Annotated in this window: 26 protein-coding genes and 1 riboswitch; of the genes, 17 read left to right on the top strand and 9 right to left on the bottom strand. The window is 62.7% G+C overall.

Going from position 1 to position 24,995, the window contains the following annotated elements:
• Positions 1-2 precede the first annotated feature (2 nt).
• The 4 genes from ABLA28_RS00130 to ABLA28_RS00115 form a co-directional block, all read right to left on the bottom strand.
• The gene (locus tag ABLA28_RS00130) at positions 3-470 is read right to left on the bottom strand and encodes a hypothetical protein (RefSeq protein WP_347712011.1); all 468 of its coding nucleotides are present in this window, start codon (positions 468-470) and stop codon (positions 3-5) included.
• A gap of 47 nt (positions 471-517) precedes the next feature.
• Positions 518-1,297 (bottom strand): DUF4198 domain-containing protein, encoded by a 780-nt coding sequence (locus tag ABLA28_RS00125; protein WP_299298161.1) that lies wholly within the window; start codon positions 1,295-1,297, stop codon positions 518-520.
• 188 nt (positions 1,298-1,485) lie between these two features.
• Positions 1,486-1,609, bottom strand: a riboswitch (cobalamin riboswitch).
• A 62-nt stretch (positions 1,610-1,671) separates the two neighbouring features.
• Positions 1,672-2,325, bottom strand: coding sequence for a class I SAM-dependent methyltransferase (locus tag ABLA28_RS00120; RefSeq protein WP_347712010.1), 654 nt, complete (start codon positions 2,323-2,325; stop codon positions 1,672-1,674).
• 121 nt (positions 2,326-2,446) lie between these two features.
• On the bottom strand, positions 2,447-2,950 hold the full coding sequence (locus ABLA28_RS00115) for a MarR family transcriptional regulator (RefSeq protein WP_347712009.1): 504 nt from the start codon (positions 2,948-2,950) through the stop codon (positions 2,447-2,449).
• Between the two features lie 104 nt (positions 2,951-3,054).
• Here ABLA28_RS00115 and ABLA28_RS00110 point away from each other — a divergent pair, with 104 nt between their 5' ends.
• Positions 3,055-3,597 carry an FmdE family protein gene (locus tag ABLA28_RS00110; protein WP_347712008.1) on the top strand — a complete coding sequence of 181 codons (543 nt, stop codon included), beginning with the start codon at positions 3,055-3,057 and terminating at the stop codon, positions 3,595-3,597.
• A gap of 329 nt (positions 3,598-3,926) precedes the next feature.
• On the opposite strand, the gene ABLA28_RS00105 is transcribed toward ABLA28_RS00110, so the two are convergent.
• Both ABLA28_RS00105 and ABLA28_RS00100 read right to left on the bottom strand, forming a co-directional pair.
• Entirely contained in the window at positions 3,927-5,177 is a 1,251-nt protein-coding gene (locus ABLA28_RS00105; RefSeq protein ID WP_347712007.1) for an amidohydrolase family protein, read from the bottom strand.
• A gap of 164 nt (positions 5,178-5,341) precedes the next feature.
• On the bottom strand, positions 5,342-6,766 hold the full coding sequence (locus ABLA28_RS00100; RefSeq protein WP_347712006.1) for an APC family permease: 1,425 nt from the start codon (positions 6,764-6,766) through the stop codon (positions 5,342-5,344).
• Between the two features lie 227 nt (positions 6,767-6,993).
• On the opposite strand from ABLA28_RS00100, the gene ABLA28_RS00095 reads away from it, so the two are divergent.
• The 12 genes from ABLA28_RS00095 to ABLA28_RS00040 all read left to right on the top strand — a co-directional run bounded on the left by ABLA28_RS00095 (position 6,994) and on the right by ABLA28_RS00040 (position 19,016).
• Positions 6,994-7,701, top strand: coding sequence for a LytTR family DNA-binding domain-containing protein (locus tag ABLA28_RS00095; protein ID WP_347712005.1), 708 nt, complete (start codon positions 6,994-6,996; stop codon positions 7,699-7,701).
• Positions 7,702-7,722: 21 nt separating this feature from the next.
• Positions 7,723-9,030, top strand: a complete 1,308-nt coding sequence (locus tag ABLA28_RS00090) for a GHKL domain-containing protein (RefSeq protein ID WP_347712004.1) — start codon at positions 7,723-7,725, stop codon at positions 9,028-9,030.
• A 214-nt stretch (positions 9,031-9,244) separates the two neighbouring features.
• On the top strand, positions 9,245-9,751 hold the full coding sequence (locus ABLA28_RS00085; RefSeq protein WP_314718403.1) for a Na+/H+ antiporter subunit E: 507 nt from the start codon (positions 9,245-9,247) through the stop codon (positions 9,749-9,751).
• Positions 9,744-10,061 carry a monovalent cation/H+ antiporter complex subunit F gene (locus ABLA28_RS00080; protein ID WP_314718401.1) on the top strand — a complete coding sequence of 106 codons (318 nt, stop codon included), beginning with the start codon at positions 9,744-9,746 and terminating at the stop codon, positions 10,059-10,061. The genes ABLA28_RS00085 and ABLA28_RS00080 overlap by 8 nt, the downstream gene beginning before the upstream one ends.
• Positions 10,058-10,468 (top strand): monovalent cation/H(+) antiporter subunit G, encoded by a 411-nt coding sequence (locus ABLA28_RS00075; RefSeq protein WP_347712003.1) that lies wholly within the window; start codon positions 10,058-10,060, stop codon positions 10,466-10,468. Before ABLA28_RS00080 ends, ABLA28_RS00075 begins: the two co-directional genes overlap by 4 nt.
• A complete protein-coding gene (locus ABLA28_RS00070) occupies positions 10,465-10,785 on the top strand; it encodes a hydrogenase subunit MbhD domain-containing protein (RefSeq protein ID WP_347712002.1) in 321 nt (106 codons plus the stop codon). The genes ABLA28_RS00075 and ABLA28_RS00070 overlap by 4 nt, the downstream gene beginning before the upstream one ends.
• On the top strand, positions 10,778-11,728 hold the full coding sequence (gene mbhE, locus ABLA28_RS00065) for a hydrogen gas-evolving membrane-bound hydrogenase subunit E (RefSeq protein WP_347712001.1): 951 nt from the start codon (positions 10,778-10,780) through the stop codon (positions 11,726-11,728). Before ABLA28_RS00070 ends, mbhE begins: the two co-directional genes overlap by 8 nt.
• A gap of 1 nt (position 11,729) precedes the next feature.
• A complete protein-coding gene (locus ABLA28_RS00060; RefSeq protein ID WP_314718396.1) occupies positions 11,730-12,134 on the top strand; it encodes a cation:proton antiporter subunit C in 405 nt (134 codons plus the stop codon).
• Positions 12,131-13,648, top strand: coding sequence for a proton-conducting transporter membrane subunit (locus ABLA28_RS00055; protein ID WP_347712000.1), 1,518 nt, complete (start codon positions 12,131-12,133; stop codon positions 13,646-13,648). The genes ABLA28_RS00060 and ABLA28_RS00055 overlap by 4 nt, the downstream gene beginning before the upstream one ends.
• Before the next feature lie 227 nt (positions 13,649-13,875).
• Complete coding sequence (locus ABLA28_RS00050) at positions 13,876-15,366, top strand: proton-conducting transporter membrane subunit (protein ID WP_347711999.1); 1,491 nt, start codon at positions 13,876-13,878, stop codon at positions 15,364-15,366.
• Between the two features lie 34 nt (positions 15,367-15,400).
• Positions 15,401-16,873, top strand: coding sequence for a proton-conducting transporter membrane subunit (locus ABLA28_RS00045; protein WP_347711998.1), 1,473 nt, complete (start codon positions 15,401-15,403; stop codon positions 16,871-16,873).
• Positions 16,874-16,913: 40 nt separating this feature from the next.
• Entirely contained in the window at positions 16,914-19,016 is a 2,103-nt protein-coding gene (locus ABLA28_RS00040; RefSeq protein WP_347711997.1) for a proton-conducting transporter membrane subunit, read from the top strand.
• Positions 19,017-19,091: 75 nt separating this feature from the next.
• On the opposite strand, the gene ABLA28_RS00035 is transcribed toward ABLA28_RS00040, so the two are convergent.
• The 3 genes from ABLA28_RS00035 to ABLA28_RS00025 are packed head-to-tail and all read right to left on the bottom strand — an operon-like array spanning position 19,092 to position 21,750.
• Positions 19,092-19,817 carry a hypothetical protein gene (locus ABLA28_RS00035; RefSeq protein WP_347711996.1) on the bottom strand — a complete coding sequence of 242 codons (726 nt, stop codon included), beginning with the start codon at positions 19,815-19,817 and terminating at the stop codon, positions 19,092-19,094.
• Positions 19,818-19,847: 30 nt separating this feature from the next.
• Positions 19,848-20,444, bottom strand: coding sequence for a hypothetical protein (locus tag ABLA28_RS00030; RefSeq protein ID WP_299300862.1), 597 nt, complete (start codon positions 20,442-20,444; stop codon positions 19,848-19,850).
• A gap of 31 nt (positions 20,445-20,475) precedes the next feature.
• Positions 20,476-21,750, bottom strand: coding sequence for a TMEM43 family protein (locus ABLA28_RS00025; RefSeq protein ID WP_299300860.1), 1,275 nt, complete (start codon positions 21,748-21,750; stop codon positions 20,476-20,478).
• A 274-nt stretch (positions 21,751-22,024) separates the two neighbouring features.
• Here ABLA28_RS00025 and ABLA28_RS00020 point away from each other — a divergent pair, with 274 nt between their 5' ends.
• The 4 genes from ABLA28_RS00020 to purN all read left to right on the top strand — a co-directional run.
• Positions 22,025-22,759 (top strand): GntR family transcriptional regulator, encoded by a 735-nt coding sequence (locus tag ABLA28_RS00020; RefSeq protein ID WP_347711995.1) that lies wholly within the window; start codon positions 22,025-22,027, stop codon positions 22,757-22,759.
• Between the two features lie 18 nt (positions 22,760-22,777).
• Entirely contained in the window at positions 22,778-23,278 is a 501-nt protein-coding gene (purE, locus tag ABLA28_RS00015) for a 5-(carboxyamino)imidazole ribonucleotide mutase (protein WP_347711994.1), read from the top strand.
• Positions 23,275-24,306: a phosphoribosylformylglycinamidine cyclo-ligase gene (gene purM / locus ABLA28_RS00010; RefSeq protein ID WP_347711993.1), complete on the top strand. Its 1,032-nt coding sequence runs from the start codon at positions 23,275-23,277 to the stop codon at positions 24,304-24,306. The genes purE and purM overlap by 4 nt, the downstream gene beginning before the upstream one ends.
• The coding region (gene purN / locus ABLA28_RS00005) for a phosphoribosylglycinamide formyltransferase (RefSeq protein ID WP_347711992.1) at positions 24,300-24,995 on the top strand (696 nt) is incomplete at its 3' end. The genes purM and purN, both read left to right, overlap by 7 nt.

Raw genomic sequence — 24,995 nt, 5'->3', positions numbered from 1 at the left:
CCCTACACCGTCCTTCTGCGGCGGAACAGGAGGACGAACGCCGCGATATTGAAGAGCAGGCTGACACCCAGCCCGGCCCGGAGGTAAAGATCCAGGCCCTCGGGAGCCGCCTTCTTCTCCTGGACGATTCCGCCCGCCGCCCCCCCCGACATGAACTCCTGAGTCACGTCGATCTCCGCCTCGGCCCTGTGCCCGTCGTCGTCGTTGACGACGACCCGCCACTTCCCCGGCTTGTCGGGGACGAAGGCAAAACGCCCGCCCGCATCGGTCCGACCGGACTGATAGGCGATCTTCTCGTCGGACGGGGAAAAGACCTCGGCCTTGAGGTAGCTCATCAGCTCCCCCGTGGAGTAGAAGAAATCCAGCGCGACCGGCCGCAGGTCGGACTCCTGGTAGCCCACGCCGTGGGCCGACGCCATTCCCGAAAAAAGGCCCAGGCCGACGGCAACCGCCAGCCCAAGCATAGCCATTCTGAGACGACCCGGCATCCCACTCACTTTCGTCTCACTCCACTTCATTACTTCACTTCAAAGATCAAAAAGGCCTTGCGCGTGACGGAATCGTACTCGCCCTCCTTGCCCGGCAGATCCTTCTTCATGGCGCGCACGCCCCAGAGCCCCGGCGCCGTGATCTTGATATGAGCGACGCCCTGGACCGCATCGGAGGCGTAGGCGTAGGTGTTCTCGTACGGCGCAAAGCCGTCGTACGTCGCCCACACGGGACCGGAATAGGGCTTTCCATCCACCAGGATCTTGACGTCGAAGAACTCGCCCACCTTCGCATCCGCGGGGTTGGTCACCGGGATGATCTCCAGGGGCTGCCCCGTCTCCACGGCGAAGTTCTTGTCGTCTTTCGAGGCGTTGACGATGGCCTTGACGAACTTGTCGTTCTTGGTGGCCTTCACGACCTTCAGGCCCTGAGCCTCCAGTTCCTTGCGGGTCCCGGACTTGCCGCCCTCGTTCGTCGTGCACCAGACGCCGCCATCCTTGTTGGCGAGGATAACCATGGAGCCGTCGTCCGCCGCCGGCACCGAAAAGTCGATGCAGAGATTTTTTTCGTTCGGCTTCAGCTCGGCCTCCTGCAGCTTGCCGTCCTTGAAGACGCCCGCCTTGATGCGCTCGGCGTCCTCCACCTCCTCCGGGACGATGAACTTGTGCCCCGAATGGATCTCGACCGTAAGCGTCCCGCCCTTCTCCACATCCATTTTCTGAGGCTTCATCACCAGCTCGTGCGCAAAAGCCGCCGTCGAGAGCCCCATTGCCAGAAGCGCCGCCGATACGATACGTCCGTACTTCATGATACCCATCCTCCTCGATGATCTCGTCCCAATACCGACACCCGGCGCACCCACGGTGCACCACCCTTCAGTAAAAAGCGCGAAGCCAACAAAAACACGCAGATATGCAGATACGAAAAACCCCTCGCCGCGAAGGAACAGGACGAGGGGACATACCGCCATTTGTTCCGTCTCCATCGCTCGTGGACAGGATACCTCTCTCGTCCGCCGGGCATTCCGGCTTTACGGCGGCGGGACCGCGCGGGACTTGCACCCTGCTTCCCCCAACGGACGAGGCGTTATGCAAAATCTGATGAATTCTCACCAATTTACGTTTCAGATTATAGCACACCTCCCGGCGCCCCTGCACTCGCTTTTATGCGGAGACGTCCCACTCACCCTTCCTTCACGAACACCTGGCGCCGGGATATGGAGTTGATGTAGTCGTCCTCCTTCAGTTTCAGGCCCCGCTCGCGGCAAAGCTCGGGGTAGACGTTGTTCCAGTTGTCCCGGTTCCCCTCGCCCCAGCGGCAGAAGGGATACCAGATGATCCCCCAAAGGCCGAACCGCGGCCGGCTCCAGTCCACCAACAAAAAGGTCCCGCCCGGCCTCAGCAGGCGCGCCGTCTCCGTGATGGCGGCACGCCGAACCGCGGGGGGCGTCTCGTGCAGCGCCATAGAGGTCATGACCAGGTCGAAGTGTCCGTCGGGAAAGGGAAGCTCGTCCATGGACGCCCTCAGAAACTCCAGCCCGCAGGCGAAGGCCCCGGCCCCCCGGCGCGCGCACTCCAGCTGGTCGTCCGAGATGTCGGCCCCCACGATCGACGCGTCGGCGGGGCTCTTCTCGGCCAGGGCATAGCTCAGGCCACCGGGACCACACCCCAGATCGAGCGCCCGGCCTCCCGGGCCAAGCTGCAGGTCCCCCACGGCCCGACGATAAAACCGCTCCTGAAATCCGAACAGCGCGGCGAGCCGCCGATAGCTCTCCCCTCCAAATATGCCCCTGAAGGCCCTGCCCTTACCGCGAAAATCCCGTGCACCCTTCGTCATCGTGCCGACCTCCTCCTTATTGAACCTCTTGTACCTCCTTGAACCGCCCAGGAGGTACAAGTCCCCTGCGACAAAAAGCGAACCACGAACCGCGTCCTTCCCAATTTTCTTGAAGGGCCCCTCAGGGGGCGCTGCCTCGAAGAGGCTCCTCCCTCTGCCCCTCCTCATTCCGCCCCTCCAGGGCAGCGTCCAGAGCACCCAGAAAATCCCGCAGAAAGTCCCTGTCCCTCTCGGACGCGTCCGCCAGAAGGCCCTCCACCAAGCGGTCGAACTCCGCGTGGAGACGCTCGTGGAACAGGTAGGCACGCTCGCCCTCGGGCGTCACCCTCAGGATGCGGCGGAGACTGCTGTCCTCGTCCCTCTCCTTGACGAGCATCCCCTTCCCCTCCAGCTTCATCGCGATCTGGGACACGGCCCCCCGCGTCACCCCCAGCACCTCCGCCAGGGCCGTCATGTGCCGGTTCGGGTTCTCCTTCACGCATTTGATCATGTGGATCTCCGCTGCAAAAAGGGGCGTGTCGGTCCCGTAACGGTGCAGCCGCTCCTGAGCCTCCTCCAGCTTCAACATGACGTTCAGCAGGCGATAGCTGATCCTGTTCTCGTTGGCCTCGTTGATAATCTTCATGCTCCAAATTGTATAGCATATATACAATAGGGACAAGAGGCATGGGGCATCGCCGCTTCGTGTTATGATGGAGGAAACTCTTTCGAAAGGGCGGATGAGACGGGATGGGACACGACATCGATTTTTATTGGAACGCCTCGGTGGCCTTCCACGGACATGCCTGTCCGGGGCTGGCCATGGGCTGCCGGATGGCTGTGGACGCCGCCGCGCTGCTGGGCGTCGACGAACGGTGCGGGGACGAGGAGGGCGTGTGCATCGCCGAGACGGACGCCTGCGGGCTCGACGCAATCCAGGCCGTCTGGGGCTGCACCATGGGCAAGGGGAACCTGCTGCTGAAGCCCCGGGGCAAACAGGCCTTCACGTTCTACCGCCGCGGGGCCCCGGAGGGACTTCGCCTCTATTGGTGTGCGCCCCGGTCCGACGAGCGGACGCGGGAGGAGAGGATGACCCATTACCTGAGAGGCCCGGCGGAGGAGCTGTACCGTGCGACGCGCGTGGCCGTCCCCGCCCCGGACGAGGCCCGCGTGAGCCCCTCCCTCGTCTGCACGCGCTGCGGCGAGCGGACGGCCGAGCCGATGGTACGCCTGCTGGAGGGGCAGCCCTATTGCCTGGACTGCTTCGCCGATCCCTCGCGGATTCTGCGGTAGGGGAAGCGCCGAGGGCCCGACCTCCCGACGCGGAAACTCCGCAATCGTCGGAAGCAACATTCACGGCCTCCCCACTGTCCTTCCGCCGCTTTTCCTTTGCGCTTACTCCGTGCGTGCGCATCGCGCCCATCCCACCGTGCGTATCCCTCCTTATCTCCTCTCCTCTCATTCCATAAAATCGACAAAATCGACGCCCACCGGCCGGTGGGCGTCGATCGATTTGCCGCGAACCTCGCGGTATGGGCTCCCGAAACGGAAGTAAGATGGCTCATACTGAGGAGAACGAGCCGGAAAAACAAGGGAATGCCGATTCAGTCCATAAAGCCTCCCTAGTCTTTTCCGCCCTTGACGAACATTCCTTCCTTCATGATGATCTCCATCTTCTCCACAGCCACGTTGCGGATGTTCTCCAACGGGTTACCGGAGAGCACCAGCAGGTCGGCGAACTTGCCGGCCTCCACCGTCCCGGTGACGTCCCCGACCATCAGCATCTCGGCCCCGATCTTGGTGGCGGCCATCAGGGTGTCCATCTCGGAGATTCCCGCCTTCTCGACGAAGGAGTACATTTCGCCCAGCGCCGTGATGCCGTAAGGGGTGAGGCTGGAGCAGAACGAGTCCGATCCGATCGTGAGTCCGATGCCCTTTTCCTTGGCCTTGCGGAGGTTCGCATAGACGCGGTTGAGCTCCTTCTCCGCCACCGTGGCGCCCTCGTACTTGTCGTGGACCTCGGGGATGTAGGGCGGAGCGTAGGTCTTGAACCACTCGTTCAGGAACTGGATCGTGGGGCAGAAGTAGATGCCCTTCTTCGCCATGATATCCAGGCATTCGTCGTTCAGCGTCTGGCCGTGGATGATCAGATGCACTCCCGCCTTGGCGGAGTCCAGTGCGCCGCCGTAACCCTCGGCGTGAGACCACACGGGGATGTGCACCATGGCGCACTCGTCCACGACAGCCTGAATCTCCTCAAGCGTGTAGTGCTGATCCAGCTTCTGGTCCCAGCGCCAGATGCCGCCGCCCGTGGACCAGATTTTGATCGCGTCCGGATTGTCGCGCAGACGCCTGCGGACGGCCTTGCGCAGGTCCCAGGGACCATCCACCCGCTCGGCCCAGGGATGAGACTCGTTGTTGTAATAGGCCGGCAGCTTGTGGCTGTCGCCGTGGCCGCAGGTGCGGCAGAATCCCAGGCCGGTACCGACCACGCGGGGCCCCGTCATGACGCCCGCCTCGATCATGTCCCGAATCTGCAGCCCCGACCGGGATATCTCGCCCACCGTGGTGAGGCCGCGCTCGAGGCACTCGTGCGCCTGCTGCACCGCCACAACCGACTTCTGGACTACGTTCTCCAGCACCCAATCGCTGTCGTCGTCGGTGAGGTTCCCGGAGAAGTGCAGATGGCTGTCCACCAGTCCCGGGATGATCGTCTTTCCGGATACATCGACCTTCTTATAGTCCCCCCCGAATTCCTTCCGGGGCCCCGCGTACTCGATCTTGCGATCATTCACCAGCACCAGGGAATCCTTTACAGGCTCGGCTCCCGTACCGTTGATCAGCAACGCCCCTACAAACGCCGTCTTTGCCACAACAATCCCCTCCCAACCTCAAAAGTATTTGAAACACAAGCACCAACACAAGCCTTACACAGCCCCAAAACCGGGGCTCAGCGCCCTTTCGACAAGGCCCAAGGCCCGACGTCGATCAGGCGGCATGGAACACAACGAAACGAACAGAATCGAAACGGACGAACTCAGTCCGCGACCGCTCTGCGGCCGGACAGAAGCCTGAGCAGCAGCCCCAGGACGACCCAGCCGGCAACGATTCCCCACTCCACGGCATTGAGCGCCGCGGGGCTGTACGGGACCACCATCAGAAGGACGATGATACCGCCGGCAACGCAGGCCCCCAAGATCCCAAGCCTGCCGCCCGGCACCTTGTAGGGCCTGGGGAGGTCGGGCTCGCTGAAGCGCATCCTGAGGCAGGCCAGGCTGACCATCATGCAGGCGAAGATGAAGGAGAGCGCGGAGACGTTCGTCAGCGGGACCAGCAGCTTCTTGCCGAAGAACGGCCCAATGAGCGTGAAGGCCGCCATCAGCACGCAGGCCGTCCTGGGCGTCCCCGACTTCGCATCCAGTTTCGCGAAGGAGGCCGGAAGCTGCCCCTTGCGCCCCATGGCCAGCATGATGCGCGTCGTGGCGCCGAAGAAGGAGTTCATCGGCCCCATGGGGCCCAAGGTGCCGATGCAGAGCATGGCGACGTAGAGCCACAGGTTGATGTTGCGCAGGCATGAGAGCGCCGGAACGGGGCTCTTCACGAACTCGGTCCAGGGGACGATCGTACCGAACGAGTAGATGCAGACCATGTAGAATACCCCGGACGCGAGCAGAGCCATGCTGATGACCTTACCGAACTTGTTCCAGTCCAGCCCCTCGGCGGCCTCCTCGGCCTGTTGGGGAACGGTGTCGAACCCGGCGTAGAAGAACGGGGTCATGACGAGGACGGCCAGGACCCCCGACCAGAGGTCCGCCACGCGCGTCCGGGTCATCGCGCCCTGGACCTGGGAGAAGATCGGCAGGATGTTCGACGGCCCGCCCTTGACGAGGGATATGCCCATCGCGAGCAGCATGCCGCAGAGCAGGGCTTTGGCCAAAAACGCCTGGAGCCGGGCGGCCGAGGACGCCCCCCTGAGGTTCATCGCCACCACATAAGCGGCAAACAGCAGGGCGATGAGCGTCGGGAAGAGGTAGACGTCCGCCCCGAGGATCGTGTAGAGCTTGACGGACCTCAGGATGGGGAAGAAGTCCCCGAACATGTCCGAGACCAGGGTGGAGATGGCGATGGCCTCCCATGGACACAGAATCCCGTTGCCCAGGGCGAGAAACCAGCCGGTGATGTAGGACATCGTGGGCCCGAAGGTGCGGTCCACATACTCGACGATGCCCCCCGAGATCGGAATGGCCGCCGTCAGCTCCCCGAAGACCGCGCCGATCGGCAACAGGAACACCGCTCCAATGGCGAAGGCGATCATGGCAGCAACCGGACCGCCGCCAATGACCATCCAGTCCCCCACCAGGAGCACCCATCCCGTCCCGATGATGGCCCCGAATCCGATGGTGAAGAAGTTCCAGTTGGTCAGGGTTTTCTTCATCCCCGACCCGTGTTCCGTCTGCGACATTCTCAACGCTCCCCTCAACAGGATTGACTGCAACACAATAAATTTAAATACGTCACCGCAAGAAGTCCAACGATTTGTCATAAACAACGGTTTCACTGTCCCCAACCTACGGGCTCCCGGCCCGTCGCCCCTCTCACCCCCCGCCGAAGGAATGATATACTGATTTTTGAGGGGAAACACTTCCGCTGCACTGCTGCAAGCCAGAGACATCGAGGGGGGGGACTTCGGTGAACTACGTTGCGCTTTGTGACGACAACGCTTGTGATCTGGAACTGCTCGGGAGCTATTTGAGGGAACTGCGAGACGGAAGCAATGTGGGGATCGTGCCTTTTTCCTGCGGACACAAACTTCTTCAGGCCTATAGGGGCGGCGAGCGATTTCACCTCGTCATCCTGGATATGTGCATGGAAAAAATCAATGGCCTGGATACGGCGCGCGAGATCCGAAAACTGGATTCCGACGTGCCCCTGCTCTTCGTCACGGGAACGGCCGAGTACGCCCTGGAGGGATACACGGTTCAGGCCTCTCGTTACCTGCTCAAACCCGTGGACAAACAGTTTTTCCTTCACAACGTCAGACACCTGCTCCAGCCCAGGGAAACCCCGTCCCGCTATATCTCGTTCACATGCAGTTCCGGCCTCATGAAGGTACCCCACGACTCCATCCTCTACCTCGAGTCCTTCAAGCGGACGGTGGTGCTGCACACGTCGAAGGGACAACACAGTTTTACCGGGCGCATCGGAGAAATCGCGGAAAAGCTGGAGAAGCACGGATTTATACGCGTCCACAAAAGCTATGTGGCCAACCTGGGCCACGTCGAATGCATTTACAAGGAGACCGTCCGTCTGGACTCCGGACAGTCGATCCCTTTGGGGCGACAGTACGGAAAGACCGCGCAGGCGGCAGTGCTGCATCACGGACTGGCCAACCTCTGACACCGGGCCAGGGAGATGAGCTTGCAGGATCTGGTCGCCTATGTAGTGCTCTCCGCAGCGGAGACGTACGTCTTCCATATGTTCTTCAAGGCGCTTCTGCGCCGCAACGAACGTCACGACGTGATCTATGCCGGAGGGCTGGTCGTCTACTACGTGTTCCAGTTCGTGTCCTACGTTCTCCAAAGTCCGCTGTTCTCTATGGCCCCCCTGTACATGGCGTTTGCCCTGCTCACCGTTTTTCATTTCTATCATGGGAGCAACCAGGTCCGGGGGGCCGCAGCCTTCGCCTTCGTGCTCCTCAACTACGTCTGCAAGGTACTGGCGGTAGCGCTCACCTCGGCCCTCTCGCGGCGTTACCTGCCGGACATCCCGTTTCGACTGGTCATGGGGCACTTCGACCAGATTCTGTCCTGCTGTTTCGTAGCGGCCGCATCCTTCGTGATCACCCAGCTGCGGTCCGTCAAAAACCGCCGGATCAACTGGCTGAGCAACTCTATCCTCTGCATCGTCACGGTCGCGAACAGCCTTCTGGTGCTCTGGCTCTTCTGGAACCACGGAGCGGCCGTCGACAACCTCCACATTTACGTCGAGGCCGCTTTGCTGTTGCTCTGCACCACGCTCTTTCTCTTTTTCTTCATCGAGAAGGCGCAGCAAATCAACACGCATTACTACCGAACCGAGATGCTCCATCAGCAGCTCGAAATGCAGTCCCGCTACTACGAGCAGATGGAGACGCACCAAAGAGAGATTCAGGCCATCCGGCACGACATCCAGAACCATATGCTGTACATCATGTCCATGATCGAGAAGGGGGAGAGCGGGGCCGCCCTCGAGTACGCAGAAAAACTCCATACCCGGATCGTCTCCGCCCGGCATCACAGGTTCTGCAGGAACAGCGTGGCGGACATCCTCCTCAACGCCAAGTACGCCGAGAGCCGTGCGAACGGAATCATCCTGAGCGCCCATGTCGACCTGCCCGCCTCCCTTCCCATGGACACCCTGGATCTCTGCATCCTCCTGGGCAATCTTCTGGACAATGCGATCGAGGCCTGCAAGCGGATTGAAGACGCAGATGCGTTACGCACGATCTCGGTCCGCAGCGGGATCAAGGGGACCAACCTGCTCCTCTCCATCAGCAACACCTATAACGGAGTACTACGACAGAACGGAGGACGGTACGAATCCCTCAAAAAGAACCGCAGGGTCAGCGGCCTGGGGCTCTTCAACGTCAGAGACGTGGTCGAACGCCATCACGGGACCATGGATATCCAACACGACGAGAACAGGTTTTCCATTTCCATCCTGCTGCGCCTGGGAGAATCCGCCTGACGCACCCTCAGTCCGGTGTCATTCGTTACCACAAATCCGCCTTTCGTGACCTCCCGCCTCGATTGCCATAGGAAAATCGGCTTTTTTGTGGTATGTATTGAGGTGTGCTTTTCGATGGGGTGTCGATGGAGCGAAATGATGGGGTAAAACGAACGTTCGGAGGACGAACCCGGCGCACAGGTTTCCAATCGGTCCCAAGAGGAGAGGTTTAGCTATGGCTTTAGTGTATTTCATTCTCTGGCTGACGGTGAACGGAAGGGTTACGACGGAGACCGTAACTCTGGGTATTCTCGTCTCCGCGGCGCTTCATCTGTTCTCACAGAGGTTCCTGTCCGTCCGCCCCGTGTCCCCCGCCTCGATGCTGCGTCTTTTGCCCAGGGTATTGTTCTATCTCGCCCTCCTTTTCATCGAGATCGTCAAGGCCAACCTGCAGGTCATCCGGCTGGTCCTCTCCCCCGTCATCGAGGTGGAGCCCTGTCTGGTCCGTTTTCGCACCGACCTCAGGTCCGAGGCCGCCCGAGTGGCGCTGGCCAACTCCATCACCCTGACCCCCGGCACCCTCACCGTCTCCCTCGAGGGAAACGACCTCCTGATTCACGCCCTGGACCGCGATATGGCCCGGGGGGTGGACGAGTCCGTCTTCGTCCGGCATCTGCGCCGCATGGAGGAAACGGCCGGGACGAAGAGGGAAAAGATAAAGGAGGCCGTTTCCGATGCCTGACGCTGCAGCGCTTCAAGGTGCGCTCCTGCTTGGAGGTGCGGTTTTTCTGTCCGTCACCGTCTTTTTCTGCCTGTTGCGGGCCGTGCTGGGGCCCCGATTCACCGACCGCGTCATCGCCGTCAACATCGTGAGCACCAAGGTCATCGTTTTGATCTCCATGCTGTCGTTTCACATCGGGGAACAATATCTCGTGGACATCTGTCTCATCTACGCCATCATCAGTTTTCTGTCCGTCGTGGTCCTGGCCCGGGCGGTCCTCGGCCGGCAGGACCAAACGGAAAAGCCTGAAAACGGGAGGGCATCCTCATGATACGCCTCGCCATCGCCGCCGTCCTGATCCTGAGCGGCCTGTTCGTTCTGGGCGTCGCGACGCTCGGCATCTTCCGATTCGATACGGTACTGAACCGCATCCATGTGGCCGCCAAGTGCGACACCCTGGGGGCCGTGCTGGTGCTGTCCGGCCTGGTCGTCCTCAGTGGGCTGAACACGTTCTCGCTCAAACTGGGGCTCGTCGTCGCCTTCCTGTGGCTGGCAAACCCCGTGGCAAGCCATCTCGTAGCCCGGGCCGAGGTGGCCACGAACGCACATATCGCCGAGACCTGCGACATCCTGGATATTGAGGACCTCGACGATATCGGCGGCCCCGGCCGTCCAACGGCCCCCTGCGTGGGCTCCTCCCCACGCCCAAACCCCGGAAAGCGAGGGACCGAATCATGAACATAGTCATGAACATGAAGGGCATGGCGGAGCTGCTCGAATGGCTGTTGCTGATCTTTCTGGTCGTCTGCTCCGTGGCCGTTTCGGTCTCGCGCAACCTGCTGAACACCGTCATCATCTTCATGGCCTACAGCCTGGTCATGGCGGTGCTGTGGGTCCTTCTGCAGGCTCCGGACCTCGCGGTCACCGAGGCCGCGGTCGGGGCCGGGGTCACGAGCGTGCTGTTCTTCCTGACCCTGGAGCGTCTGGGTATTCTGGGCAAAAAACGTCCGCCCGAGGAAAGCGCTTCGATGGAGGAGGAACACTCCGATGAATGATACCCTGAAAGCATTCTGGAGACATTTTCTCGACTGGGTTGAGGGAAACGGACCGCGCCCGAAAGACGAGGTCATGATTCCCGAGCCCCCTCCCAGGCTCCCATTCTCCGAGACGGCCCCCGCACGCACCCTCAAGCACTGTGAGAGGAGCATCCGGGAGCGCTACGACGAGTGGATGGAATGCCGCGGTCCGCAACTGTTCTCGCGTTTCTACTCGGGCATGAGCGTCCTTACCTGCATCGTTCTCGTCGGGCTGCTCCTGCTCACCGTCTCCGAGCTACCGAGGTTCGGCAACCCCTCCAACCCCGCCAACAACGTCGTGGCCCAACGCTACGTGGAGCGCGGCCTCGAGGAGACCGGCGCCACGAACATCGTCGCAGGCATGATCCTCGACTACCGGGCCTTCGACACCTTCGGGGAGTCGGCGGTGCTCTTCACGGCCGCCATCAGCGTCATCATGCTGCTTTCGGCCTCCGGGCAAAAAAACGCGGCGAGTGCGGGCGGAAAGCGCCGCCATGGAAGGTATGGGGACGACGCCATCCTGCGCGGAGTCTCCGCTCTGGCGATACCCGTCATCCTTCTTCTGGGGGCTGCGATCGTCGTGAACGGCCACCTCTCGCCCGGCGGGGGGTTTTCGGGCGGCGCGGTCCTGAGCACCGCGCTGATCCTGTACGCGAACGCCTGGGGATTCGAGCGGATTCGGCACGTCTTCTCGATTCGGACGTTCACCCTCTCCAGCTGCGGCTCTCTCCTCGTCTACGCGCTGGCGAAGGGATACGCCTTCTTTACCGGGGCCAACCATCTGGAGTCGGGAATCCCCACGGGCGAGCCGGGGGCCATCCTGAGCGGAGGGCTGATCCTGCCTCTGAACATCTGCGTGGGAATCATCGTCGCGGGAACGCTCTATGGGTTCTACGCGCTCTTTGGCGAAGGGGAGATCTAGGATGCTGACGGAGGGACTGTTCGTCAACCATTACGAGGCCGTCGCCGTGATCCTCTCGGGCATAGGGCTGACCAACCTGCTGCTCCAGAGAAACATGATCAAGAAGATTATCGGCCTGAACATCATGGACACGGCGGTCTACCTTTTTCTTGCCGCCAAGGGCTACGTGGCGGGCCGCGCCGCGCCGATCGTCCAGATTGCCCAGGACGGCATTCCAATTGCCGGGTCCTATGTCAACCCCATTCCCGCCGGACTGGTCCTGACGGGCATCGTCGTTTCCGTGAGCGTCACCGCCTTTGCGCTGTCCCTGACGCTGCGCCTGTACGAGGCCTACGGAACCCTGGACATCGATGAGGTAATCGAACGGATGCGGGCACGGCGCGCCCGGGAGGAAGGGGAACCATGACGGAAACTATCAGTCCGTTTGCCTATAACATTCCGTTCTTCAGCATTTTTCTGGCCATGCTTGCAGCGATCGCCGCGCCCCTGCTTCCGCGCACGTCGCGTGCCGCCGAGCGGCTGACGATGGCCGTCACCGCTGTGGTTGGCGTGCTGTCCGCGTACCTGCTCGCCAACGTTGCCGGGACGGGGGACAGCTTCACCTTCATGATGGGGCACTTCCCCGCGCCATGGGGCAACGAGCTGCGCGCCGGGCCCCTGGAGGCGCTTCTGGCCCTCTTCTTCTGCGCCTCCATGTTCCTGTCCCTGCTGGGGAACGTCGGTTCCACCGAGGAGGACATCCCGGCGGAACGCCGGTATCTCTTCTGCGTCATGGTCAACCTGATATTGAGCTCTTTGCTGGCGCTCATCTACACCAACGACATCTTCACGGCCTACGTGTTCATCGAGATCAACACCATCGCCGCCTGTGCCGTCGTCGCGGTGAAGGACTGCGGCGAGACTATCCGGGCCGCGCTGCGCTATCTGGTGATGAGCCTGGTCGGCTCCGGTCTGATCCTCATCTCCATCTGTCTGCTCTACGACCTGACGGGACATCTGCTGATGCAGCACATGCGCGCCTCCATCGCGGAGATGACGGCGGCAGGACGCCATACTCTTCCTCTGACCGTCTCCCTGATCCTGATGACGACGGGCCTGGCCATCAAAAGCGCGCTTTATCCGTTCGGCTCCTGGCTTCCCGACGCGCACGGCAACGCGACGAACGCGTCGAGCGCCATCCTCTCCGGGCTGGTGCTCAAGGGACATATCTTCCTGATCGTCAAGGTCTTCTTCCGGGTATTCGGCACGGATACCGTTCGGTTCCTGCATATGGACAGCGCCCTGCTGTTCTTCGGCATGGCGGGCATGGTCATGGGATCGCTGCACGCGCTGCGCCAGACGAACCTGAAGCGCATGATCGCCTGGTCCTCCATAGCGCAGGTCGGATACATCTTCCTGGGGATAGGGCTGAACACGGCCGTCGGAATCGCCGCGGGCTGTCTGCACATCCTCGTCCATGCAGTGATCAAACCGATGCTCTTCACCGCTGCAGGAGGCCTGATCGCGGTCTCGGGGCACAAAAAGGAAATCCAGGCCCTGAGGGGCGCGTTCTACCGGAACCGCTGGGCCGGCGTGGGGCTGATCGCCGGGGCCTGTTCGATGATCGGCATTCCGCTGTTCGCCGGTTTCGCCTCGAAGCTGAACCTGGCCATGGCCTCGTTCGAGAGTCCCGCCGTCCTTCAGGGGCTGGCGGTGCTCGCCCTCAGCACACTGCTGAACGCGCTCTACTACATCCCTGCGGTGATCGTCATCCTGACGTCCCAGGGCGACGCCGCCCCCTCTCTATCGGCTGCAGGGGAGCCTGTTCCCCCGTTTTTCGGTGGGGCAATGGCGGCCTTTCTGGCGTTGAACTTCCTCCTGGGCCTGTTCTACGACCCGATAATGCGAATAATCGGTCAAGGCCTGGCGGTCCTGGGATAATCCCCGGCCCCGATTCCCGCCGGGGGGCGAAAACCGGAGTCAAAAACCAGGGTTGGAAGAGAAAAAACGCGTTTTCCGGACCGACGTTCGTCTCGACGGGGCCCGATAGATCGCCGGCACTCTATTGTAGGACCTGGCCCCCGGAGAGAGATTCCCCGATATATCGTTTTCGTCTCGCTCTCGGGGCTCCGGCTCGGAAGCTCCGACCTTAGGGAGGTGAACCTTCTATGAATCTGTCCCCGCTCATGATCTTTCCGGTTCTGTTTCCCATCGTCTCGGGTATGGCGCTCATGTTCTTCCGTCCGGGTACGGACGAGCATCGCCATCGTTACGAGACATTCGTCGTCCTCATGAACGCCCTGCTGGTTTTCGTCTCCATCACGAGGGCCGGCGACGGGACCCTGACGCTTTGGAGAGCGACGGAGACTCTGGCTCTGTCCTTCCGCATGGATGAGCTATCCAAAACCTTCGCCGTTCTGGTTTCGGTGATCTGGCCCATCGTGACCTTCTACGCCTTCGGGTACCTGAAGCGCCGGCCGCCGGAGGACCGCTTCTTCGCCTTCTTCCTCACGACGCTCGGCATCCTGATCGGCATCGCCTATGCCGCGAACTTCCTGACGCTCTACCTCTTTTACGAGCTGCTGACCTTCGCGACCCTGCCTCTGGTGATGCACTCCCAGAAACAGGAGGCCATACGCGCCGCCATGAAGTACCTCTTCTACTCCATAACGGGAGCGTGCCTGGCCCTGACCGGATTTTTCTTCTTCTATCGATACGGAGTCTCCACAGATTTCACGCCTGGCGGCGTCCTGGATGCCGCCAAACTTGCGGGGAAGGAGAACCTGATGCTGACGGCCTCCTTCCTGACCATCATCGGGTTCGGCGCAAAGGCGGGATTGGTCCCGCTGCACGCCTGGCTCCCGGCGGCGCACCCCGTGGCGCCTACCCCCGCGAGTGCGGTGCTGTCCGGGCTGATCACCAAGGCGGGGGTGGTGGCCATCATCCGCACAATCTACTTTCTGGCCGGCCCCCGGTTCCTGCGCGGAACCTGGGTGCAGACGACGGTGCTTTCCCTTTCCCTCATCACCATTTTTATGGGTTCGATGCTGGCCTACATGGAGAAGCATCTGAAAAAGCGCATCGCCTACTCGTCCGTAAGCCAGGTGTCCTACATCGTCCTTGGGCTGATGCTGCTCACCCCGGACGGCGTGACGGGAGGCCTGCTTCAGCTCGTGGCCCATGCCTTCGCCAAGAGCTGTCTGTTCCTGAGCGCAGGGGTGATCATCTACTTCAGGCTGCCCGACTCCAACTATCACTATGTCGATCAGCTCAGAGGAGTGGGCAAGGAACTTCCCGTCACCCTTACCTGCTTTACCCTGGCCTCCATGTCCCTGATCGGCGTTCCTCCCACCGGTGGGTTCGTCGGCAAATGGTTCCTGGCGGTTGGGGCGCTCAATCCAGGGCTCGGCCGGATGGGGCTGTCCGGGGTGATCGTGCTGCTGATCAGCGCGGTGCTCACGGCGGGCTATCTGCTGCCCATCGCCATAAGCGCCTTTTTCCCCGGAAAAGATTACGACTACGAGACGCCGATGCCTCCCAGGCCCCCCCTCATCATGCAGATCCCCCTGATATTCCTCAGCCTGGCAGCCTTATTGACGGGCGTATTCGCCGGTCCCCTGGTTCGGTATTTCGGGCAGTTCGCGGCAACGGTCCTTTAAGGGCAACCATCCTTCAAGTTAGGAGACAAATTCGATGTCAGCCTGGTTTCTTCTCCTTCCCATCCTGATCCCGTCGGCGGCCGCCCTGGTTCTCTCCTCGACGAAGCCGCGGACCGGAACGGAGCTTGCATTCCGCGTGGGAGCCATCGTAACGGCAAACTCGATCCTCACACTGCTGATCGCATGGTACGCTCCGGCGGGGGCGCTGCCCCTGCTCCGCCTTTCCTCCACCCTGGCGTTCGCCCTGCGTCTCGATGGCCTGGGGATACTGTTTTCCGTGCTCGTGTCGGTCCTCTGGGTGCCGACGACGTTCTACGCCCTCGAGTACATGAAGCACGAGGGGCGTGAAAAAGCCTTCTTCTCCTGGTTCATCCTGACCTACGGCGTGGTGCTCGGTATCGCCTTCTCCGCGAACCTGTTGACGCTCTACTTTTTCTATGAGCTCATGACCCTGACCACGCTGCCCCTGGTGATGCACGCCATGGATGACCGCGCCAGGGCTGCCGGCAGAAAGTACCTGATCTATTCGGTCGGCGGCGCGGCCTGCGCCTTCATCGCACTGGTCTTCACGATCGGGCACGGCGCCGGAGCGTTCTTTGCCATGGGGGGAAACCTGGATGCGACCGTAGCGTCCGTGCCCCGGGATACGTTGCTTACCGTCTATCTTCTGGGATTTCTGGGGTTCGGCGTCAAGGCCGCGCTCTTTCCGTTCCACGGATGGCTGCCCTCCGCATCCGTAGCCCCTACCCCGGTCACGGCGCTGCTCCACGCCGTGGCCGTCGTCAAGGGCGGCATATTCGCGATCATCCGCCTGACGTATTTCGTCTTCGGCCCGGAGCTCCTGCGCGGGAGCTGGGCTCAGGTCACCGCACTGATTCTGGCCTGCGTCACGATCGTCTACGGCTCCTCCAGAGCGTTGGCCTCCCGGCACCTGAAGCTGCGCTTCGCCTGGTCCACGGTCTCACAGCTTTCCTACATCCTGCTGGGGGCTCTGCTCCTGACCCCGGAGGGGCTCGCCGGCGGCCTGACCCACATGGCCGGACACGCTCTAATGAAGATCAATCTGTTCTTCTGCGCAGGGGCAATCCTGTATAAGACACACCGGGAATACCTGTCCGACATGCGCGGCATCGGCGCGGGGATGCCCAAGACGCTCTTCTGCCTTGCCGTTTCGGGGATGGCCCTTTCCGGCATTCCTCCGCTGGCGGGCTTCGTGGGCAAGTGGCAGATCGGGACCGCCGCGACGTCCGCCCCCTACGGCTATATGGGCCTTACCGCCCTGATGATCTCGGCACTGCTGACGGTGCTCTATATTTTCTCCATCCTTGGCATCGCCACCATGCCCGGCAAGGGGTTTGATTTCAAGACGGCCAACCAGGGCGTTGAGGATCCAAACGCCCTGATGACCATTCCGATGTTCCTCCTGGCCGCCGCCGCCATTCTATATGGGCTGTACGCGGGGCCGGCGATCCGCTTCTTTGGACGGATCGCCGCGGGCGTGCTCTGATTCGGTATGGGATACGCCCCATTTTTGTCGAGGTGATCGCATGAGTGGCAATTACATCCTGCTGTTTCCGATCGTCTGGCCGATGCTGGGAGGGGTGATGTCCTTCCTCGCCGGGCGCGCCAGCAAACGTCTCCGCGACTATATCGCCGATGTCGTAGCCCTGGTCGAGCTCGCCGCGGTCTGCCACCTCGGATATTTTCTGGGGGACGGGCAAGCCTCCTTTCTGCGCATCGACGGATTCTGCGTATTCGGCCTTTCCCTCAAGCTCGACGGGTTCCGGTTCGTCTATCTCGTCGTCATCGCCTTCATGTGGCTGGTGACCACGATGTTTTCCCGCGAGTATCTGGCCCACTACCGAAACCGGAACCGCTACCACCTCTTCGTCCTCTGGACCCTGGGGGCCATCGTGGGCGTCTTCCTCTCCGCGAACCTCTACACCACCTTCATCTTCTTCGAGATCATGTCGCTGACCTCCCTGGTCATGGTCATCCAGGACGAGACGCACGCCGCCTTGAGCGCCGCGCAGACGTATTTGGCCATCACCATCATCGGAGGACTCGTCACCCTCCTGGGACTTTTCCTGCTCTACATCCAGACCGGGACGCTGGACATGGCCCTTCTTCCCGTAGCCACAGCAAGCATTCTCAATCGTTCGAAGCTCTACATCGCGGGTATCCTCATCTTCGTCGGGTTCGGGGCCAAGGCCGCCGTGTTCCCCCTCCATATCTGGCTCCCCACGGCGCATCCGGTGGCTCCCGCCCCGTCGAGCGCGCTGCTCTCCGGCGTCCTCACCAAATCCGGCCTGTTCGGGATCCTCGTGCTCAGCACGGGGATATTCCTTCACAACGCGCTCTGGGGACTGATGCTCCTGGCGCTCGGCGTGAGCACCATGGTCATCGGCGCCGTGCTCGCTCTCTTCTCGGTCGACATCAAACGGACCCTTGCCTGCTCGTCCATGTCCCAGATCGGGTTCATCCTCACGGGCATCTCCATGCAGTGCTTCCTCGGGGAGGACAACGCCCTGGCCGTTCAGGGAACCATGGTCTATATGGTCAACCACTCGCTGGTCAAGCTGGTGCTCTTCCTCGCCGCAGGCGTCATCCACATGAATACCGGCAAGCTGAACCTGAACGAGATCCGGGGCTACGGGCGCGGCAAGCCCCTGCTTATGTACATCTTCTCCATGGGGGCGCTCGGCCTCGCCGGGGTACCCCTCTGGAGCGGATACGTCGGCAAGACGCTCATCCACGAGAGCATCGTCGAGCACATCCACCAGCTGCACCTGCCGACGCACACGCACACGGGCGCCATCTCGGAGCTGCTCCACTCCGGACTCTTCACGCTGCAAAACGAGGTGGTCCTGTTTCAGGCCGTGGAATGGATATTCCTGATCTCGGGGGCCCTGACCGCGGCCTACATGCTCAAGCTCTTCGTCGCGCTCTTTCTGAGCAAACCGGCAAAGCCCTCGCGCTCCAAACGAGCCTACGTCAGCACTCCAAACGCCATACTCCTTACGCTGACCGCATCGATACTCCCTCTTTTGGGGTTTTTCCCGCATAGCCTGATGACCCCGATCGGAGCATTGGGCGCGCCGTTCATGAACGGACACCCTCCTGCGCATCCCGTCGATTACTTTGCATGGAGCAACCTGAAGGGCTCAGTGCTGACACTGGCCCTGGGCGCGGCCTTCTACTTCAGCATCGTCTACGCCCGCCTGATGCGGCGCGGACCGGACGGACACCGCTACTATATCGCTCCCTGGCCCAAATGGCTGGACCTGGAACGCACCATTTACCGTCCCATTCTGACCAGGCTGCTGCCCTTCCTCGGCGCCTTCTTTGCGCGATCGGTCGACCTCCTCTGCGACGGACTCGGTTCCTGGAGCTTCTCCCGTGGGTTGCCCTTCCTCAGCGCCCTGTTCGCGAGAGCCACAAGCGCCCTGTGCGATGGCCCCATCTCCTGGCTGCTCGCCCGGACCTCAAGCAGGCGTTCCGCGCCCTTCCCTGGGAACAGCAACGGCGTCGCCGTCCACGCCGAGAGGGACATCCCCTCCTTCCGGACCGTCCTGCCCTCGAGCCTCGCCTACAGCCTGCTGGCCTTCGCGCTGGGGCTCCTGTTCGTCCTGATCTATCTCCTGGTATGAATGACATCGGGGAGGACGGCCAGAAGACCGTCCTCCCCTTTTTCAGTTATCCTATTCAGCGGATTTGTCCCCCACCTACTTGAAAACGATCTCCCCGTCGTCCTCGCCCGATTTTCCACCATCCGAAGGCTCGGGGGACCCTTTTTCGTCCGACAACCCGGCATCCGATGGAGCCGCGTCATTGTCATTGTCCCGCTTCTTGGGGGCCGGCGCCGGAGAAGCGTCGTAGTCCGCATCGTGCGCGTTCCTCGTGCGGTCGAGGAAAGCCTTGGGCGGTCGCACCTCGAGGTACGTGCTGGAGTTGTTGATCGTGTACCACAGGCCGTCGATCTCCTTCACCCACACGGGCCTCGGACTGTCGGCCCCGGAGCTTTGGAGGAAGACCCTCAAGTATCCCTGTTCCTGCGTCCTCTTGGTCACGACGAGATTGAAGTTGTCCGGCGACATCCGGTAATCGTTCTCGGGCGAGGTCCCCGCCGCGAAGCTGCGGAAGATGTGGTGCCTCTCGGGATCCCGCAGGCGCTCCGCGAATGTGGCCAGGTTGTACGACTGTTCGATGGGCCTGTCGTAGTGCAGGGCGTAGCGCACCATCTTCGAACCCTCGGCCCGCGTCGCCTCGTCGATGTAGCAGAACACGGCCTCGAAATACAGCTTCAGCGCGCCCTCCGGCGTCCTGCCCTCCTGCTGGTAGCGGGCCTTGAACTCCTGATAGTTCCGCGGGAGCGCGGCCCGGGCCTCCCGTCCGACGACGACGAGCAGAGCCGACAGCGCCAGCACGGCGGAAAGTTTTTTCAAACGCATGCCGTTCACCTCCCCAACATAATCGGTGCTCTACTTGGACCAGTACACATTTTCCACTTTGATGACAAGTTCGAGAGATCTGAAGCTGCTCTCCTTCAGGGACTTGAAGACATGCCCGTAATAGCCGTCCTTGCACCGGTATATGGGGCGCCCTTTCAAGTTGAAGAGGTAATTCTGCTGCTCGTCCCACTCCTTGATGTTCAGGTCCTCCCCGTTCAGGGAGTAGAAGGGTTTTTCGCAGATGAAACATTTCCACTCCGTCAAAGTCGCGTTCACGGAGCCGCCGTCCTTCATGGCGACGAACCGCTGCAGGTTCTTGGAGACGAACTCCATCGTGGCCTCCCCCTCGCGTTTTTTGTCGAAGATGTGCGACTTGATTCCCCCCTTGCACTCCTCCAGACGCTTACCCGCCTCGCCCAGCTTCGACAGCCTGTTGAGCTGGACATCCTGTACCATAAGTTTCTCATCGTCCAGCTTATCCCCTTTGAAGCTGTAATAGATTTTGTCGCACACCCGACACTGGTACTCCACGATCTGCACCTTCGTCACCGCAAAGGCCGTCCCCACGGGGAACAGCACGCAGAACAGCAGGACCGCCAGGAAGGAGAACCCTATCGACCGTTTCATCTTCAAAAACCTCCCTTTTCGTTTTTTGACGTCACGCCGCCTTGCCCTTACGCCCCTTCACAAACAGGAGCCCCAGCAGGACGACGACCCCTCCGAGGAGAGACGCCGCCAGAACGGGCCGGAATCGGATCCATGCAACGGCAATGACCAGGAGCGACCACGCCAGCCCCAGCAGGAAGGCCACAAACCCCGTCCCCGCCCCGACGATGCTTCCCAGGATCGGGATCACGTCTGCGATGACGGAGAGCGGACGGAAGATCGCCCCCAAGCCGACGATGACGACGATCGTTCCCACGACGCGCAGGATCCAGGCCGTGGTCGCATTGTCGCTCTCGGCGCCGGCGAACATCTTCTCCATGCCGACCGTACCCATGTTCAGTCGGCTGAAGGTGTAGCCGTTGGAGGCAGTGAACTTCTCGAAGGTGTTCCCGGCCACCTGCGCGATGATGGACACGTCGGCCGGAGGCGTCTGAGTGAAGGTCACGCGGACATCGCCGATCTGCGGCGAGCCGGGTTTCTCTCCAAGGTAGAGGACGTTGCCCTGCGCGTGGACGTAACGGTCCTGAGGCTGAACCGCGCTCGCCCCGGCATCCCGGACCGCGGCGTCCAGGGATGCCAAGTCGGAGGAGCCCACCGCCGGAAGCACAAGGTTCCCCACCGGGCCGGCCTCCACCAAGAGCCCCTCGAAGATCGCCTTCTTCCTCTCCTCGTCCAATACGATATTCAGCGGAACGGCCCCGCCGATGGAGCGCTTCAGGAAGTCCGGCAGCGTATAGGCCCCGAAGGAAACATTAGACGCGTAGAGCGTCTCGTCCTCGTACTTGGCCAGGACCTTGTTGCGCCCCTGATACTCCGGGTCGCGGAACTCCCCCGAGTCGATCGGTTCGCCGACCCATTCCTGGGTGTAGGTGTAGGTGGTGACGGTCTCCTCACCGCCGCCCAGCTTCTTGCGCTTCTCCTGCCTGGAGTGCTCCTCCCACTGATAGTACTCCACCTTCCGGCTGATGTTGATGGCCGTGGCGGACGCGCCGAAGATGGGGTCCGTGAGCACGTCCCGGGTTTCGGCCCGGCCCGTCGCATAGATCACCTTTCCCGCCAGGGCGGGATCGACCCTGGAGATGTCGTCCACCTCGACCGCGACGCTGCGGGCCTCGTTGATCGCCCCGCCCGTCTTGACGGTCCGGCCCTCGTTCCAATACAGAAGGCACGTCCCCGCCACGACCAGGACAATGCCCGCCACTATCCCCTTGAACGCGCCGCCCAGACGGCTTCCCCAACTTGTCTGCGTAGTCTCCGTGTAAGCCATTGTCCGCTTCCTCCTCAAAATAAAGTCAAGCAATCAGCCTCTCTCAAGACCGCCGGGATGGCCCGAAGAAATCTATACGATGATAATGATAGCGTTCGCCGTTTTATGCAACCCCCCCGGGGGTGGATATCCGGGGTGGTTTTTGCCATTCCCCTCGCCCCCCTTTCCGGTGTGCCGCCGCACGCACCGCTTTACAATCCGCCCCCCTTCCCGTATAGTTCAGGAGGCAGCACGAAAGGTATTACCTTTCAGGAAAGAGGGCATAGGATACAGGATGTCCGGCAAACGTGGGAAAAAATTTCAATCCACCCTTCAATCGCGGCTTCTGCACGAGATGCGGGAGGGGGCCTTCCGCGGCGCGAAGTACCTGCCCAGCGAAAACGACCTGGCCAAACGCATGGACGTCAGCCGCACGCAGCTCCGGGACGCCCTGGCCCGGCTCGAACGCGAGGGGTTCATCAGCCGTCGGCACGGCGTGGGGACGATGATCAACCGGCACGTCCTGGCTCTGGCGGTCCGCATGGACCTGGAGGTCGAGTTCCTCGAGATGGTGGAGCGGTCGGGCTATCGCCCGGATGTCGTCCTCCTTTCAACGGAGCGCCTGCCTGCCGGGGCCGGAGCGGCGGAGCGGCTGGGGCTAGAGGCGGAGGAACCGGTGCTGCGGAACGTGCGGCTGGTGACGGCGGACGGGCGGCCTGCGATCTACTGCGAGGACTACATCCCCTTCCGGATGGTCCGGGCCCCTCTGCCGGACCCTAAGGAGATGGAGCTCCCGATCTTCCATTTTCTCGAGGATCACTGCGGAGCGGAGCCCTGCATGGACCTGACGGAGATCAGGGCCGTGCCCGCGGACGGACGCATCGCGGAGGCGCTGGGGCTCGCGCCCGGGACCCCGCTGCTCTATATGGACGAGGTGGACTACGACGTCGCGGGCCGTCCGATCCTTTACGCCCGGCAGTTCTACGCCGACGGCATCATCCGCCAAACGCTGATGAGGAAAAAAATATAAGTCTTTAAGGAGAGGACCATGAAAAAAGTTGCCGTGATTCTGGGGAGCGACAGCGACCTTCCCGTGGCGGAGCGCGCGTTCGGCGTGCTCCGATCCCTCCGTATCCCCTTCGCCGCGCACGTCATGTCGGCACACCGCACGCCCGACGCCGTGGCGTCGTTCGCGAGGGGCGCAAGGGGCGAGGGGTTTGGGGCGATCATCGCCCTGGCGGGCAAGGCTGCGCACCTGGCGGGCGTCGTCGCCGCGCACACGCGCCTTCCCGTCATCGGGGTCCCGGTCCGGTCCCCCGACCTCGGGGGGGTGGACGCCCTGCTCTCGACCGTCCAGATGCCGTCGGGCGTACCGGTCGCGACGGTGGCCATCGACGGGGCCGCCAACGCCGCATGGCTCGCGGCCCGGATCCTCGCCGTGGAGGATGGAGCGCTGGCCGCCATGCTGGAGGAGCGCGCCGAGGCCATGGAGCGGGAGGTCACCCAGAAGGACGCCGCCCTGCGCAAACGGCTGGAGACCGAACCATGACCGCCGGGCGTGAGGACTACGCCCGGTCCGGCGTGGACGTGGAGGCGGGCTACGAGGCGGTGCGTCTGATGGCCGCGTCGGTCGCGCGCACCCGGACCTCGGGCGTCCTGTCGGAGCTCGGCGGGTTCGGCGGCGCGTTCGCGCTCCCGGCCGGCCTGCGCGAGCCGGTGCTGGTCAGCGGAACGGACGGGGTCGGGACCAAGCTGAAACTGGCCTTTCTGACGGGCCGGCACGACACCGTCGGCATCGACTGCGTGGCCATGTGCGTCAACGACATCCTGTGCAGCGGCGCGCGGCCCCTGTTCTTCCTGGACTACATCGCCGTGGGCAAGAACGTCCCGGAGCGGGTGGCGGCCGTCGTCTCGGGCGTGGCCGAGGGCTGCGTCCAGGCCGGCTGCGCGCTGATCGGAGGCGAGACGGCGGAGATGCCGGGCTTCTACGCCCCGGACGAATACGACCTGGCGGGCTTCGCCGTGGGGGTGGCCGAGCGCTCCGAGATGCTGGACCGCAGCCGGGTCCGGGCGGGCGACGTCCTGATCGCCCTGCCCTCGTCGGGCCTGCACTCCAACGGGTTCTCGCTCGTCCGCAAGGTCTTCGATGTCGAGCGGCGCGACCTGAACGCGGCCGTGCCCGAGCTCGGCACTTCGCTGGGCGACGCGCTGCTGACCCCCACGCGCATCTACGCACGCCCCGTGGCCGCCCTGCTGCGGGAGGTGCCGGTCCGGTCCCTGGCCCACATCACGGGCGGCGGGTTCCACGAGAACATCCCGCGCAGCCTGCCCGACGGTCTGACGGCCCGCATCGACCGCAAGGCCCTGCGCGTCCCTCCGATCTTCCGCCTGCTGCAGCGCGAGGGGGGGCTGGACGAGGACGCGATGCTCCGGATCTTCAACATGGGCGTGGGGATGACCGCGATCGTCGGGCCGGAGGATGTGGACGCGGCCGTGCGGGTGCTGCGCGAGAACGGGGTGGAGGCGTACCCGATCGGCACGGTCGTCCCGGGCACGGAGGGCGTCGTGCTGTGCTGAGCGCGCGGATTGCCGTGCTGGTCTCGAGCGGGGGGACCAATCTCCAGGCGCTCCTGGACGCCCAGGCCGAGGGCCGCCTGCAGAGCGGCAGCATCGTCCTGGTCCTCTCCAGCCGCGGCGACGCCCGAGCCCTGGACCGGGCCCGCGCCCACGGCGTGCGGGCCGAGGCCGTCGAGCGCCGCGCCTTCCCCGACGCGGCGTCGTTCGAGCAGCGTCTGCTGGAGCTGCTGGGCGAGGAGCGCATCGACGTCGTCGTCCTAGCGGGGTTCCTGCAGATCCTGAGCGGCGCCTTCGTCGCCTGCTACGCGGGACGGATCGTGAACATCCACCCCTCGCTGATCCCCTCCTTCTGCGGGCGCGGGCTCTACGGCCTGAAGGTCCATAAAGCGGCGCTGGACGCAGGGGTCCGGATCACCGGCGCGACGGTACACCTCGTGGACGCGACGCCCGACGGCGGCCCCATCCTGATGCAGAAGGCCGTGGAGGTGCTGCCGGACGACACGCCGGAGACGCTCCAGCGCCGCGTGATGGAACAGGCCGAATGGCGCCTGCTGCCCGAGGCGGTCGAAAGGCTCTGCAGAGACCTTGGGGCTCCGCCCCAAACCCCGCCAAGGGAGCAAGCCCCCTTGGAACCCCTTATATCCTTCCCAGGGGGGGGCGTTGCCCCCCCCTGGGAAGGATCAATGGGG

This window comes from uncultured Fretibacterium sp. (assembly GCF_963544685.1).
GTDB lineage: Bacteria > Synergistota > Synergistia > Synergistales > Aminobacteriaceae > CAJPSE01.
Note: the sequence above shows the minus strand (reverse complement) of the source record. Positions and strands in the feature narration are given on the sequence as shown.

What these genes read in the sequence shown, in the direction of transcription:
- ABLA28_RS00130 (WP_347712011.1), bottom strand. Translation starts at nt 470, where the DNA reads ATGGCTATGCTTGGGCTGGCGGTTGCCGTCGGCCTGGGCCTTTTTTCG.
- ABLA28_RS00125 (WP_299298161.1), bottom strand. Translation starts at nt 1,297, where the DNA reads ATGAAGTACGGACGTATCGTATCGGCGGCGCTTCTGGCAATGGGGCTC.
- ABLA28_RS00120 (WP_347712010.1), bottom strand. Translation starts at nt 2,325, where the DNA reads ATGACGAAGGGTGCACGGGATTTTCGCGGTAAGGGCAGGGCCTTCAGG.
- ABLA28_RS00115 (WP_347712009.1), bottom strand. Translation starts at nt 2,950, where the DNA reads ATGAAGATTATCAACGAGGCCAACGAGAACAGGATCAGCTATCGCCTG.
- ABLA28_RS00110 (WP_347712008.1), top strand. Translation starts at nt 3,055, where the DNA reads ATGGGACACGACATCGATTTTTATTGGAACGCCTCGGTGGCCTTCCAC.
- ABLA28_RS00100 (WP_347712006.1), bottom strand. Translation starts at nt 6,766, where the DNA reads ATGTCGCAGACGGAACACGGGTCGGGGATGAAGAAAACCCTGACCAAC.
- ABLA28_RS00085 (WP_314718403.1), top strand. Translation starts at nt 9,245, where the DNA reads ATGGCTTTAGTGTATTTCATTCTCTGGCTGACGGTGAACGGAAGGGTT.
- ABLA28_RS00080 (WP_314718401.1), top strand. Translation starts at nt 9,744, where the DNA reads ATGCCTGACGCTGCAGCGCTTCAAGGTGCGCTCCTGCTTGGAGGTGCG.
- ABLA28_RS00075 (WP_347712003.1), top strand. Translation starts at nt 10,058, where the DNA reads ATGATACGCCTCGCCATCGCCGCCGTCCTGATCCTGAGCGGCCTGTTC.
- ABLA28_RS00070 (WP_347712002.1), top strand. Translation starts at nt 10,465, where the DNA reads ATGAACATAGTCATGAACATGAAGGGCATGGCGGAGCTGCTCGAATGG.
- mbhE (WP_347712001.1), top strand. Translation starts at nt 10,778, where the DNA reads ATGAATGATACCCTGAAAGCATTCTGGAGACATTTTCTCGACTGGGTT.
- ABLA28_RS00060 (WP_314718396.1), top strand. Translation starts at nt 11,730, where the DNA reads ATGCTGACGGAGGGACTGTTCGTCAACCATTACGAGGCCGTCGCCGTG.
- ABLA28_RS00055 (WP_347712000.1), top strand. Translation starts at nt 12,131, where the DNA reads ATGACGGAAACTATCAGTCCGTTTGCCTATAACATTCCGTTCTTCAGC.
- ABLA28_RS00050 (WP_347711999.1), top strand. Translation starts at nt 13,876, where the DNA reads ATGAATCTGTCCCCGCTCATGATCTTTCCGGTTCTGTTTCCCATCGTC.
- ABLA28_RS00045 (WP_347711998.1), top strand. Translation starts at nt 15,401, where the DNA reads ATGTCAGCCTGGTTTCTTCTCCTTCCCATCCTGATCCCGTCGGCGGCC.
- ABLA28_RS00040 (WP_347711997.1), top strand. Translation starts at nt 16,914, where the DNA reads ATGAGTGGCAATTACATCCTGCTGTTTCCGATCGTCTGGCCGATGCTG.
- ABLA28_RS00035 (WP_347711996.1), bottom strand. Translation starts at nt 19,817, where the DNA reads ATGCGTTTGAAAAAACTTTCCGCCGTGCTGGCGCTGTCGGCTCTGCTC.
- ABLA28_RS00030 (WP_299300862.1), bottom strand. Translation starts at nt 20,444, where the DNA reads ATGAAACGGTCGATAGGGTTCTCCTTCCTGGCGGTCCTGCTGTTCTGC.
- ABLA28_RS00025 (WP_299300860.1), bottom strand. Translation starts at nt 21,750, where the DNA reads ATGGCTTACACGGAGACTACGCAGACAAGTTGGGGAAGCCGTCTGGGC.
- ABLA28_RS00020 (WP_347711995.1), top strand. Translation starts at nt 22,025, where the DNA reads ATGTCCGGCAAACGTGGGAAAAAATTTCAATCCACCCTTCAATCGCGG.
- purE (WP_347711994.1), top strand. Translation starts at nt 22,778, where the DNA reads ATGAAAAAAGTTGCCGTGATTCTGGGGAGCGACAGCGACCTTCCCGTG.
- purM (WP_347711993.1), top strand. Translation starts at nt 23,275, where the DNA reads ATGACCGCCGGGCGTGAGGACTACGCCCGGTCCGGCGTGGACGTGGAG.